Origin of the sequence: Mesorhizobium sp. L-8-10 (genome assembly GCF_016756635.1) — a bacterium.
GTDB lineage: Bacteria > Pseudomonadota > Alphaproteobacteria > Rhizobiales > Rhizobiaceae.
In genome coordinates this window covers 1269487-1281575 of record NZ_AP023263.1, presented here as the reverse complement: position 1 = coordinate 1281575, position 12089 = coordinate 1269487, and the positions used below count along the sequence as shown (strand labels likewise).

The 12089-nt window shown below is 63.6% G+C and carries 11 protein-coding genes; 2 read left to right on the top strand and 9 right to left on the bottom strand.

The window, feature by feature from the left end; genetic code table 11:
• Nucleotides 1-867, top strand: a complete 867-nt coding sequence (locus tag JN280_RS05860; protein ID WP_202310679.1) for an FkbM family methyltransferase — start codon at nt 1-3, stop codon at nt 865-867.
• Nucleotides 868-869: 2 nt separating this feature from the next.
• Here JN280_RS05860 and JN280_RS05855 read toward each other — a convergent pair whose 3' ends face one another.
• The 4 genes from JN280_RS05855 to JN280_RS05840 form a co-directional block, all read right to left on the bottom strand.
• Complete coding sequence (locus tag JN280_RS05855; protein WP_244743025.1) at nt 870-2429, bottom strand: carbamoyltransferase C-terminal domain-containing protein; 1560 nt, start codon at nt 2427-2429, stop codon at nt 870-872.
• A gap of 33 nt (nt 2430-2462) precedes the next feature.
• Nucleotides 2463-3782 (bottom strand): nucleotide sugar dehydrogenase, encoded by a 1320-nt coding sequence (locus JN280_RS05850; RefSeq protein ID WP_342216163.1) that lies wholly within the window; start codon nt 3780-3782, stop codon nt 2463-2465.
• A gap of 162 nt (nt 3783-3944) precedes the next feature.
• Nucleotides 3945-4268: a hypothetical protein gene (locus tag JN280_RS05845; RefSeq protein ID WP_202310678.1), complete on the bottom strand. Its 324-nt coding sequence runs from the start codon at nt 4266-4268 to the stop codon at nt 3945-3947.
• A 365-nt stretch (nt 4269-4633) separates the two neighbouring features.
• Nucleotides 4634-4783: a hypothetical protein gene (locus JN280_RS05840; RefSeq protein ID WP_202310675.1), complete on the bottom strand. Its 150-nt coding sequence runs from the start codon at nt 4781-4783 to the stop codon at nt 4634-4636.
• Nucleotides 4784-4977: 194 nt separating this feature from the next.
• Between JN280_RS05840 and holA the strand changes: the two genes are divergently transcribed.
• Nucleotides 4978-6012, top strand: coding sequence for a DNA polymerase III subunit delta (holA, locus tag JN280_RS05835; RefSeq protein ID WP_202310673.1), 1035 nt, complete (start codon nt 4978-4980; stop codon nt 6010-6012).
• A gap of 145 nt (nt 6013-6157) precedes the next feature.
• On the opposite strand, the gene JN280_RS05830 is transcribed toward holA, so the two are convergent.
• From JN280_RS05830 to mnmE, 5 genes are all read right to left on the bottom strand, one after another.
• Nucleotides 6158-7033, bottom strand: a complete 876-nt coding sequence (locus tag JN280_RS05830; RefSeq protein WP_202310671.1) for a ParB/RepB/Spo0J family partition protein — start codon at nt 7031-7033, stop codon at nt 6158-6160.
• Nucleotides 7034-7084: 51 nt separating this feature from the next.
• The gene (locus tag JN280_RS05825) at nt 7085-7876 is read right to left on the bottom strand and encodes a ParA family protein (RefSeq protein WP_202314574.1); all 792 of its coding nucleotides are present in this window, start codon (nt 7874-7876) and stop codon (nt 7085-7087) included.
• A gap of 48 nt (nt 7877-7924) precedes the next feature.
• On the bottom strand, nt 7925-8566 hold the full coding sequence (rsmG, locus tag JN280_RS05820; protein ID WP_202310669.1) for a 16S rRNA (guanine(527)-N(7))-methyltransferase RsmG: 642 nt from the start codon (nt 8564-8566) through the stop codon (nt 7925-7927).
• The gene (gene mnmG / locus JN280_RS05815) at nt 8563-10437 is read right to left on the bottom strand and encodes a tRNA uridine-5-carboxymethylaminomethyl(34) synthesis enzyme MnmG (RefSeq protein WP_202310667.1); all 1875 of its coding nucleotides are present in this window, start codon (nt 10435-10437) and stop codon (nt 8563-8565) included. The genes rsmG and mnmG overlap by 4 nt, the downstream gene beginning before the upstream one ends.
• Nucleotides 10438-10750: 313 nt before the next feature.
• The gene (gene mnmE, locus JN280_RS05810; protein ID WP_202314572.1) at nt 10751-12088 is read right to left on the bottom strand and encodes a tRNA uridine-5-carboxymethylaminomethyl(34) synthesis GTPase MnmE; all 1338 of its coding nucleotides are present in this window, start codon (nt 12086-12088) and stop codon (nt 10751-10753) included.
• Nucleotide 12089 lies beyond the last annotated feature (1 nt).

The following is a 12089-nucleotide window of genomic DNA, read 5'->3' as shown; positions in this document are numbered from 1 at the left end:
ATGAAGGCGGCGGCCGAACTCGACACGACAATGCCGTTCGGCGGCCGCCGGGCATCCCTGGGCGCTCGCCTCCTGTGGTGGTTGGCTACGCACCGTCTGCTCGCGCGGGAAACCCGCGGCCGCCTGCGCAGGATCATCCGGGGCCGGCATCGTGGCCCTTACGACGTGATCGTCGACGGCGTGAATTTCAGAACCTATCCGACCGAGAACTATTGCGACCGGATGCTGTTCGGCGCAGGCGCCCTGCCGGAGCCGGCCGAGCGCGTGCTGCTGCGGCCCTTCGTCCGGCCGGGCATGCATTTCGTCGATGTCGGGGCCAATGTCGGAACCTATGCGCTCTGGATCGCCGTGCTTGCAGGCCCTTCCGCGCGCATCCTGGCGCTCGAACCGCATCCGAGGACATTCGCGAAGCTCCGCTTCAATATCGAGGCCAACGGCGCAACCAACGTCACCGCCGTCAATCTCGGCGCCGGACCGAACAGCGGCGTCATGCAGCTCTTCTTCGACGGCGGCGGCAATGTCGGCCAGTCCTCGATGCTCGTCGAAGGCGCAGGCGCGGCTTCCAACCGCGAGACCGTGCGCCGAACCGTGCCCGAAACCGTAAAAGTGGCGCCGCTGGCCGAAATCCTGGAAGCCGAGCGTTTCCCCGCCATCGATCTCCTGAAGATCGACGTCGAAGGCTATGAGGACCGGGCGCTGCTGCCGCTGTTTTCGGAGGAAAGCCGGTCGTTGTGGCCAGCGGCGCTGCTGATCGAGACCGTCCAGAGTGAACTCTGGCAAACCGACTGCCTGGCGTTTCTCGCCGCGCGCGGTTACCGCAAGGCAGACGCGACAGCGCAGAATACGCTGCTTGTGCGCGACCGCTGAGGTCAGACCTTGCGATAGAAGGTTTCGCCCACCACGAATCCATCGAGCCCGGTATCCCGCGCATAGCGCGCGAGGTCGCTCAGGCGGTTGATGAAACCCTTGCCGTTGAAGTTCAGCGAGGTATTGCAGAGCACACCATATCCGGTCAGCCGTTTGAAGGCCGTCAGCAGTTCGTGGATCTGCGCGTTTTGCCTGCGGTTCACCGTCTGGACACGCGCTGTGCCGTCGACATGGGTCACCGCCTTCAGCGCGTCGGTCTTGGCGGTCTGGAAATAGAGCATATGCGGACTCGGCCCGTGATTCTCGAAGAGGCGATCGAGTTCGTCTTCCAGCATGATCGGCGCGATCGGCCGGAAAGCTTCGCGGCGCTTGATGGCGTTGAGCCGCGCATGGGTCTCGGCGGTAAAGGGTGCGGCAAGAAGCGACCGGTTGCCGAGTGCCCGCGGTCCGATCTCGTAGCGGCCCTGCACCCAGGCCAGCACGTCGCCGGCGGCGAGACGACCGGCGATCCCGGCATCGTCCCTCCGTTCCGGCTCGAACCCGTCGGGCCTGCCCGTGTCGATCACGAATTCCTCGCCGGCATAGACCGACCATTCAAGTTTGGCGTTGCCGGTATAGGCGAATTGCGCGTCGGCAGCGGTGCCGATGGCCGAGCCGGAATCATTGGCGCAAGGCGGCACGAACACATCGGCGAAGAGGCCGGTGGCGTGCCAGGCGCTGTTCCAGTCGCAATTCAGCCCGCAACCGCCCGAGACCAGCAAGGGCAGGCCGTCGCGCAAATTGCGGCGGGCAAAGTCGTGGAAGCGCTCGAAGACGGCATTCTGGAACCGTCGGGCGAGGGTCCGGAACGCCTGGGTCTGCAGCCCGATGTTGAAGAAGGACGATTCGGCGAAATCGGCCTTGCGCAACGGCGCCGCGACCGCATCATGGGCAAGGATGCGGTCGATCAGCACCCGCTCTTGCGGCGTCTCGGCGTCGTCACGGCCGAAAGCCGCCAGCGCCATGAGCTTGCCGGCATCCTCGCGGCGCGATTTGCGGGCATCGGCCGGGTAGGTCGGGTCGGCAAGGCCGTAAAGGAAGCCGTATTTGTGTCCCGGCCCGCTCATCGGCGTGCCGAGCGCCGTCACCTTGAGATCGGCGTCGATCCTGTAGAAGGCCCCGATCACCCCCTCCCAGACCAGCGCGTAGCAGGGTTGCCCCTGTGGAAAGGGCGACATGGCATAGCTGCCGATGATGTGGGATCGCTCATGGCTGGACGAGAAGGAGCGGATATCGCGGCCCAGCATGCGGCCGGGCCGGTCGATGATCGTCGCGCCTTCCGCATCGAAATAGCCGCCGCCGACGGGTCCGCTCATCGGCCGGAAAGAGCGTAGCCAGCCGGATACCGCGACGACGTCGGGGATGCCGTCGACCAGCGAGAGGCCGTGCAGCATGTTTTCAGACGACAGCGGTGCATAGCGGTCGCCCGAATCCTTCTCTGCCTCGATCGAAAAGACCAGGCTGCCGTCCTGGACAAGCGCGACGTGGCCGTCATGGCCTGGCTTGTAGGCGAAAATCTTCATGCCAGCTGCCGCTCGCCGTATCTCGGGCCGAGATCAGAGACGTGCATCGACATGCTCCTTCGGGAAGATCCCCTTGACGTCGAAGAGGATGCCTGACGGTTTCAGAAGTGCCCTGGCCTCAGCCGGCCCGAGTTCGCGGATGCTGCGATGGCCGACCGCCACGATCACCGCATCATAGGCTCCGGGCTCGAGCGTGGAGCTCAGTTCCAGGCCGTATTCTCGCTTCACGTCCCTTGGATCGGCCTCGGGATCGAAGACGTCGACCGCAACATTGAAGCTCTGGAGCTTCTTCACGATGTCGATCACGCGGCTGTTGCGGATATCGCGGCAGTTTTCCTTGAAGGTGAACCCCAGCACCAGCGCACGGAACGGCGGAGCGAGCCGCTTTTCGAGAAGCAGGCGGATGGTCTCGACCGCCACATGCTCGCCCATGTCGTCGTTGATGCGCCGCGCTGCCTGCACCATCTCCGGATGGAAGTTCAACTGCCGCGCCTTGTGGGTGAGATAATAGGGGTCGACGCCGATGCAGTGGCCACCGACGAGGCCGGGGCGGAACGGCAGGAAGTTCCACTTCGTTCCGGCGGTCTCCAGCACTTCGAGCGTGTCGATGCCGAGCTTGCCGAGCAGCACGGCGAGTTCGTTGACGAGCGCGATGTTGACGTCGCGTTGGGTGTTCTCGACGATCTTGGCGGCCTCCGCCACACGGATCGACGGAGCGCGGTAGGTGCCCGCGGGGATGGCGCGACGGTAGACCGCATCGACAAACTCGGTCGTTTCCGGCGTTCCCCCCGAGGTAACCTTGATCACGGTCTCGATCTTGTGCGTCGGATCACCTGGATTGACCCGCTCGGGACTGTAGCCGACGAAGAAATCGTGGTGGCAGCGCAGCCCCGACGCTTGCTCGATGAGCGGCACGCAATCTTCCTCGGTCGCTCCGGGATAGACCGTCGATTCGAAGACGACCGTAGCGCCGCGCGAGACCACTTGACCAACGGTGCGGCAAGCCTGGAAGAGGGGGCCGAGATTCGGCTGCTTCGCCGCGTCGATCGGCGTGGGAACGGCAACGACGATGAGCTTGCAGTCGCGCAATGCGTCCTGCTCGGCGGTGAAATCGAGATTGCGGCTTGCCAGTTCCTCGGCCGTCGCCTCGCCGGTACGGTCGATGCCTGCCTTCAGCGCCTCGATACGCGCCTGATCGACATCGAAGCCGGTGACCCGGAAGTGTTTGGCGAAAATAATCGCCAGCGGCAGACCGACATAGCCGAGGCCGATGATGCCGACATGCAGGCCGTCGAGTGTAGGGAATGCGGAGGGAAGCGAGGTGGAGGACATCAAGCCTGGAACTGAAGCCATGGGTTGGCACAGTTCTTAGTGACTTGAACGAATTCCAGCAACAGGGGCCCGCTACACCTTGCGGTGAACGCCGAGGGAGGCATGGCAGCTTCGGGCTGCGGCTTCACCACCCGGTGCAGAACCGGCGGGTGCGCCCGCCGGTTCGACCGGCGCGTCACCGCTTCAGGATTTGAGGCGCGCGACGCAATGGGCCCGAAGGATAAGGGCAGCTTCGGCGTAGCTCGCCTGCTCGTCGGCGAATTCCTGGTCATCGGTGCCCTTGAGCAGGGCCTGGACGTCTTCGAGAATGCGCATCGGAAGGATATCGGTGCAGCTGCGCATCCGCCCGAACACCGCGCTGATTGCGGTCGGCAGCCCTTCGCAGAGCACGGACGGTTCGGTCGTGCCGGGAGCCCAGTTCTCGAAGGCATCGAGCGCATCAGCGAAAGCCTGATGCAGAAAGATCGGCGCATGGCCCTCATGGAGCGGGGGCAGCAGATGTCTCATTGTTTCCTCACCTGTTGGTTGGCGGACGCAATCCCCCACCCGTCAACACAACGCCAGATACGCGGCAGGGGCACAGATTCGACCAAGGCGCGATGAAACGCAACCCCTTTGTGGTACCTGTCAGCCTCGACGGTTCGGCTTCTCAGGCCCGAAAACGCCGCCACGGAACATGGCGCGCGCCCGGCGCAGAGGAATGGGTCGGCCTCGGACGGACCAAAGGTGTGACCTGGCTGCCAAAGAGAGCGGCCGTATCGGCGACGAACTCGATATGCCTTGCATTCTCCTCCATCGCCCGATGCGGTCCGCTGACATCCTTCATTCAACTGGAAACTGGGGATAGCTGATTGTCGCCTGGCGGCGGACGATCAATGGCCGAGGAAACCGAACACCAGGGCGGCCGCGAAGCCCACGGCGAGGACGAAGCACAATGTCGCGGCTGCGTCCTGGACGAACTTGTCGCGCAGCCTGCGGTTCGGGCTTCGGGCCCGGTCTGCGGAATGGGAAAGGAACGTCATCGTGACCTCCACATGTCCCTTTAGTCTAGCGGATTAATAGACATTGTCGATTTCAAATTTCGGCCGCACTGGGGCAAGCTTTTCCAGCAGCGTACGGATTTGAGGAGACTGTGCCTTTTTCCACGGTGAAGCCGTACTTCGGGGGTCGGCATGATTTTGATGCGGGCCGGCGTCACGCGTGCTAGCCAGACGCCATGGCACAGAAAAAGGCGCATGAGGTCGATGGCTGGCTGAACCGGCCCGACGACAAGATCAGGATCGTTCTGATCTATGGTCCGGACCGAGGGCTCGTATCCGAGCGGGCCAAGCTGCTCGCCGGCAAGACGGGGCTTTCGCCCGACGATCCCTTCTCTGTCGTGCGTCTCGACGCGGCCGAGATCGAGCAACAGCCAGGCCGGCTGGTCGATGAAGCGCGCATGGTCCCGATGTTTTCGGACCGCAGGTTGGTGTGGGTCCGCAATGCCGGTACGCACAAGGCGCTGGCGGAAGATGTGAAAGTGCTGGCCGCCGACCCGCCGCGCGACGCGATCATCCTGATCGAGGCCGGAGACCTGAAAAAGGGGGCCGCTCTGCGCACCATGGTGGAGGCTGCTGCCGTAGCGATCGCCTTGCCTTGTTATGCCGACGAGGCGAAAGGCGTCGACGCGGTTATCGACCAGGAACTGCAGAAGGCCGGCATGACGATCACGCTGGAGGCCCGCCAGGCATTGCGCCGCAGCCTCGGCGGCGATCGCCTTGCTTCACGCGGGGAGATCGAGAAGCTCGTTCTCTATGCGCAGGGCCAGACCCAGATCACGATCGAAGACGTCGATCTGTCGATCGGCGACGTTGCGGGACTTTCGGTCGATGAAGTGGTCGATGCCGTTCTCGAAGGCAAGCTGGACGTCTTCGAGACGTCCTTTTCCCGCCTGGCCGCCTCGGGAAACCAGATATTTCCGATCCTCTCTGCCTTGATGCGGCAATTTCAGACCCTCCATGCAATGCGTGGCCAGATGGAAGCCAAGGGCCAGTCCGCCTCCGCCGCCGTCGCCGGGGCGCGGCCGCCGGTCTTCTTCTCCAGACGGCGGACTGTCGAGAACGCGCTGCAGCGCTGGAACACGGACGGCGCCGCACGCGTACTGGAACGGCTTCAGAACGCGGTATTGCAGACACGACGCCGGCCGGAATTGGCCGAGGCGATTACACGCCACACCTTGCTGGCCATAGCGCTCGACCGCTCGCGCGGCTGACTGCCGTCGGACATCGAGCCCGCTTCACCGGTCACGGCAAGGCCGATCGGCGCCGCACTGCAGGAGGCGGACATGCTGCCTTTCCTCGAGCCGGCCGATTCTTCGATAATTCGCGGGCGAACCCGCTTATCATCGACCGCTGGCTTCAGTCCTGCAGCTTGCGGCAAAGTCCGTCAAGCTGCTCCAGCGTCCGGTAGGCGATCCGGATCTCACCGCCTTTTTCCCTGTGGCTGATGGTGACCCGCAGCCCAGTGACGTCGGTCAGCAGCTTTTCGAGAGCGATCGTATCAGGATCCTTCTCGTCGGCGCGACTCGCGCGTGGCTGCCGGGTCGCCGCCGCGGCGGGCTGCTGGGCGAGGGCTTCGGCCTGGCGGACGGACAGTCCCTGATCGACGATCTGCTTCGCAAGACCCGCCGGATCTTCCGCCGTGACCAGCGTGCGGGCGTGGCCCGCCGACAGCGACCCGTCGACCAGCATGTCGCGAATCACGTCAGGCAGCTTGAGCAGACGCAACGTATTGGCGACATGGCTGCGGCTCTTGCCGATGACCTGGCCGAGATCGGCCTGTGTATAGTTGTGATCGTCGATCAACTGCTGGTATCCGAGCGCCTCCTCGACCGGATTGAGATCGGCGCGCTGGACGTTCTCGATGATCGCCAGTTCGAGCGCGACCCTGTCGTCGACTGCTCGGACAATGACGGGAATCTCGATCAATCCGGCGCGCTGCGCTGCCCGCCAGCGCCGCTCACCCGCGATGATCTCGAAACGCCCGGCTTCCGCGGAGGGTCGCACCACCACGGGTTGCACGACGCCGTGCTCGCGGATCGACTGGGCCAGGTCGGCGAGTTCGGCGTCACCGAAATGACGGCGCGGATTGCGCGGATTGGGAGAAATGAACTCGATCGGGACCTTGCCGTCCGCGCTGACCGGGCGCTTCTCCACGTCGGCCGGCTTGTCGATTTCGCCGATCAAAGCGGCAAGGCCGCGGCCGAGGCGTTTGCGCGAAAGGTCGTCACTCATAAGTCGTCGTTCCGGTCGGTTATTGGTTGTTGTCGGAGGCGGATCGGCCGGTCACGCGGCCCGCAGTTGGCGCTCGCGCCGGATGACCTCCGAGGCAAGCTGCAGATAGGCCTGACTGCCGCTGCATTTCAGGTCATAGAGGATTGCCGGCTTGCCGTAGGACGGCGCCTCCGAAACACGCACATTACGGGGGATCACCGTCTCATAGACCTTGTCCCCCATATGCGCGCGGACATCCTCGACAACCTGATTGGCGAGATTGTTACGGCCGTCGAACATCGTCAGCACGATGCCCTGAATGCTCAGGTCCGGATTGATCGCCCGGCGCACCTGATCGACCGTCTGCAGAAGCTGGCTCAGGCCCTCCAGCGCGAAGAACTCGCATTGCAGGGGCACGAGAACCGAATCGGCCGCTGCCATGGAATTCAAGGTCAGCAGGTTGAGCGACGGCGGACAATCGATCAGCACATAGGAGAACGGCACGCCGTCCCCTTCGCGCAACGCATTGCGCAACCGCACCACGCGGTCGGACTCGGAAGCGATCTCCATCTCGACGCCGAGCAGGTCCAGCGTCGAGGGAACGATCGACAGGCCGGGCACCGCGGTCTGCATGGCCGCTTCGATCACACCCTTCGTTTTGGTCAGCACGTCATAGGACGACACGGTCCTGTCCTGACGGTCGATGCCGAGCCCGGTGCTGGCATTGCCTTGCGGGTCGATATCGATGATGAGCACGCGCTCGCCGATCGCCGCCAGAGCAGTCGCCAGGTTGATCGCGGTTGTGGTCTTGCCGACGCCCCCTTTCTGGTTGGCGACGGTGATGATGCGGGGACGATTGTTCATGTTGCGAAACAGGATGTTCATGGCCGCTTGCGATATCTGGCTTCGGTCTTATGCAGGTTGGCGCGGCCGAAGATTCCGAATTTCCAGGATCACACTGTCGTCGTCGATCCGGCTCTTGTGTTCTACCAGATCGTGAGTCCAGGCGTCATCGCTTTCTTTCAGCTCGACGCGGTAATCCCGTCCTTTGTGAAAAAGGCCGCGCGATCCGGTCGTCAGCCAGGGTGAGCAGAGATCGAGAAGCAGGGGCAGGGGAGCCAGCGCGCGCGCAGTCACCACGTCCGGCCGCTCGATGATGCCGTAGACCTCCTCGATCCGCTTCGGATGGATCCTGACGCTGCGCCGGTAGGCCGCGAGCGCTGATTGCAGGAAGGCCGCTTTCTTGCGGTTGCTCTCCACGAGATCGATCGTTGCGCCGGGCCGGTCCTGCAGGAGAATGGCCATCACGGCGCCCGGAAACCCGCCGCCTGACCCGACATCCAGCCAGGTTCCAGCTTCCGGCGCCAGCATCGCGAGCTGAGCGCTGTCGAGGATGTGACGGCTCCAGATGTCGGACAGAGTGGAGGGTGCCGCCAGATTGATTCGGCTCGCCCATTTGAGGAAGGTGGCTTCGAATTGCTGGAGCCGTTCGAATGTTTCACGTGAAACGGGGCCGGCGACTTCGCGCAGCCCCTCGAGCGAACGCTCCCTCACGCTGCGCTCCGCCCGGCGTTCCCCTCCGCGTTGCGGATATGCGCGATCATCAATGACAGCGCCGCTGGCGTCATGCCGTCGATTCGCTGGGCGTCGGCTATCGACTGCGGCCGACGCTCGCTGATCTTCTGCTTCAGTTCGTTGGACAGGCCGGGAACCATCGAGAAATCCAGCCCCTGAGGGATGATCCGCAACTCCTCGCGCCGGATCGCGGCAGAGTCCGCCTCCTGGCGCTCGAGATAGACCGCGTACCGCGCCTCCGTCTCAAGTTTCTCCGCTGTAGCAGCGTCGATCTCATGGAGCTGCGGCCAGACCGCGGCAAGCCGCGAGAAATCCATCCCGGGATACGCCAGAAGCTGATAGGCACTTCGCCGCACGCCATCCTGGCTGATCTCGATCGCATGGCGTTTCGCCTCGTTGGGCGTCAGGCCGAGATCTTGAAGAACAGATCGGCCTTCGTCCAGCCTTCCGTTCATCGCATCGAACCGTTTCGCTCGCGAACCGGAGACGATACCGAGCTTCCGTCCGAGCGGGGTCAACCTCTCATCGGCATTGTCTGCCCGCAACGACAGGCGAAACTCGGCCCTCGACGTGAACATGCGATAGGGTTCGCTGATGCCGCGACCGGTCAGATCGTCGACCAGCACGCCGATATAGGCTTCCGTCCGGCTGACGGCGATGCCGTCCTGGCCTCCGGCCCGCCGGGCGGCATTGATACCGGCGAGAATGCCTTGCGCCGCAGCCTCCTCGTAGCCTGTCGTGCCGTTGATCTGACCGGCAAGGAAGAGGCCCTCGACCTTTCCGGTCTCGAGCGTCTTGTCGAGCTCGCGCGGATCGATATGGTCGTATTCGATCGCGTAGCCGGGCTGCCTCATCACGGCCCGTTCAAGACCCGGTATCGTCTTCAGAATGGCAAGCTGCACGTCTTCCGGCAGAGATGTCGAAATGCCGTTCGGATAGACCGTGTCGTCGTCGAGCCCTTCGGGCTCCAGGAAGATCTGGTGACCGTCCCGATCGCCGAACTTGACGATCTTGTCCTCGATGGATGGACAGTAGCGCGGACCGATGCCTTCGATCGATCCCGAATACATTGCCGACCGCGCGAGGTTGGTCCTGATGATCTCATGCGTCGCCTGCGTTGTACGTGTAATCCCGCATTCGATCTGAGGCGTGATTATGCGATCCGTCATCAGTGAAAAGGGAACCGGATCCTCGTCGGCCGCCTGCATGTCGAGCGAAGCCCAATCGATGCTACGGCCGTCTAGCCGCGGCGGCGTTCCCGTCTTCAGGCGCCCAAGCCTGAACCCGGCGCGCGCCATCGTTTCGGACAGTCCCAGGGACGCTTTTTCATTCATCCGACCCGCGGGAAAACGGCGCTCGCCGATATGGATGAGGCCGCGCAGAAACGTGCCCGTGGTCAATACCACGGCGCCGCAGGTCAACCGACGACCGTCCTCGAGAGCTACCGAAGCAACCTTGCCGTCCCGGATCTCCAGATCGAGCACTTCGCCTTCGATCACATCGAGCCGCTCATGATCGGAAATGGCGCGCTGCATGGCCGCCTTATAGAGTTTGCGATCGGCCTGCGTGCGTGGTCCGCGGACAGCGGGTCCCTTGCGGCGATTGAGCAGACGGAACTGGATGCCGGCGGCATCGGCCACTCTGCCCATCAGCCCGTCTAGCGCATCGACCTCACGCACCAGATGACCTTTTCCCAAGCCTCCGATGGCGGGGTTGCAGGACATCGCGCCGATCGTTGCTGCCCTGAGCGTCACGAGCGCAGTTGACGCGCCGCTTCGCGCGGCGGCTGAGGCAGCTTCGCAGCCGGCGTGGCCACCGCCGATGACGACGACATCATAGGACTGAAGCATGGACTCGTTTCTCTTCGGGTTCGGAGGGAGCAGATGCGCCTTCCGCCCCGTCTAGTCAAGGCGCGGAGAGAGATCGCCTGCCCCGATCGATGTCGAAATGGCCCGTGAACTTGCGATTCGTTTCACGTGAAACGTAGTTCCTCGATTTGTTCATGTTCTCATGTTTCACGTGAATCATGACCCACGGGCTCAAGCCCCTGTTTCACGTGAGTCATTGCCCCAGGTGATCGGGCGGAGGATGGCGTTCGAAGCCCACGCCACCCAAGGCCCGCTTCCTCCTCGCGGCGAGCGGGCCATGTTTCACGTGAGTCACTCACTTGCCGATACAGAATTCCGAAAAGATCGTATCGAGCAGGTCTTCCACATCGACCGCCCCCGATATCTTGCCGAGACTGAACCCGGCGTCGCGCAGTTCCTCGGCCCGCAGCTCGAGCGCCAGATCCTCCTGAACGGCCGCCCTGCGCAATGACGAAGCGCAACGGTGCAAAAGCTCGACATGCCGCATCCGGGACGGCAGAACTTCACCCGAAGTCGCCGTGGCCCCCGCCGCCCGGCGAGCGATCCCTGCCAACAGTTCACCCAGTCCTTCCCCGGACTTCACCGAAATCACGAAGTCGTAGCCCTGATCCACCGCGGCTCCTGACGTCCCCAGATCGGACTTCGATCCCACGCGCAGCCGACCGGACGGCATGTCGCCGGAGGAAGCGGCCACGGGATCGTCAAGCGCAATCAGTTCGAGTACAAGATCGGCGCGTCGGGCCCGTTCGAGGGCACGCTCGATGCCGATAGATTCCACCCGACCTGCGGCTTCACGGATCCCCGCCGTATCCACCATCACGACTTTCATGCCGTCCAGGTCGAGCGCCACTTCAACGAGGTCGCGCGTCGTTCCCGGCTCCTCCGTGACGATCGCGACCTCGCGTCGCGCCAGCGCGTTCAGCAGGCTCGACTTCCCCGCGTTCGGCGCCCCCAGGATAACCACCTGGTAACCATCCCGAATGATTTCGGCACTCCGATATCCTTCAAGATGCGCATCGATATCCTTCGCCAGCGCCGCCATCTCGGCCCAGACCTCACTCGACACCGATCCCGGCACGTCGCTCTCATCGGCAAAATCCAGCTCGGCCTCGATCATTGCACGCGCGTGAATGATCCGTTTTCGCCAGCCGGCATAAAGAGCGGTCTGCTGGCCCTCCGCATTTGCCGCAGCAAAGCGGCGCTGCGCTTCGGTCTCGGCCCCGATCAGATCCGCGAGCGCCTCCGCGCCCACGAGATCGAGCTTCCCGTTCAGAAAGGCCCGCCGCGTGAATTCGCCGGCTTCGGCATGACGGAACCCGTCAATGCCCGAGAGCTCCGCGAGGATCGCGGCGACAACCGCCTTGCCGCCATGGACATGCAGCTCGGCGCAATCCTCACCTGTAAAGCTGTGCGGACCTTCGAAAAGCAGCACCAGACCACGGTCCACTATCTCGCCTGACCGTGGCGACCGTATCGCCCGATAATCAGCCCGTCGGCCCTCCGGCAGGCTCCCGACCATCGCCTCCAATGCGCCTTTCACATGCCCCCCAGACATCCGGACCACGGCCACGCCGGAAGGAAGTCGCCCAGAGGACAGGGCAAAGATCGTGTCTCTGAAGATTGTCGCAGGCATG

Excerpts from the sequence above, each read along its gene's own strand:
- JN280_RS05850 (WP_342216163.1), bottom strand. The coding sequence starts at position 3,782 with ATGGCTTCAGTTCCAGGCTTGATGTCCTCCACCTCGCTTCCCTCCGCA.
- JN280_RS05845 (WP_202310678.1), bottom strand. The coding sequence starts at position 4,268 with ATGAGACATCTGCTGCCCCCGCTCCATGAGGGCCATGCGCCGATCTTT.
- holA (WP_202310673.1), top strand. The coding sequence starts at position 4,978 with ATGGCACAGAAAAAGGCGCATGAGGTCGATGGCTGGCTGAACCGGCCC.
- JN280_RS05825 (WP_202314574.1), bottom strand. The coding sequence starts at position 7,876 with ATGAACAATCGTCCCCGCATCATCACCGTCGCCAACCAGAAAGGGGGC.
- JN280_RS05860 (WP_202310679.1), top strand. The coding sequence starts at position 1 with ATGAAGGCGGCGGCCGAACTCGACACGACAATGCCGTTCGGCGGCCGC.
- mnmG (WP_202310667.1), bottom strand. The coding sequence starts at position 10,437 with ATGCTTCAGTCCTATGATGTCGTCGTCATCGGCGGTGGCCACGCCGGC.
- JN280_RS05830 (WP_202310671.1), bottom strand. The coding sequence starts at position 7,033 with ATGAGTGACGACCTTTCGCGCAAACGCCTCGGCCGCGGCCTTGCCGCT.
- JN280_RS05840 (WP_202310675.1), bottom strand. The coding sequence starts at position 4,783 with ATGACGTTCCTTTCCCATTCCGCAGACCGGGCCCGAAGCCCGAACCGC.
- JN280_RS05855 (WP_244743025.1), bottom strand. The coding sequence starts at position 2,429 with ATGAAGATTTTCGCCTACAAGCCAGGCCATGACGGCCACGTCGCGCTT.
- mnmE (WP_202314572.1), bottom strand. The coding sequence starts at position 12,088 with ATGCCTGCGACAATCTTCAGAGACACGATCTTTGCCCTGTCCTCTGGG.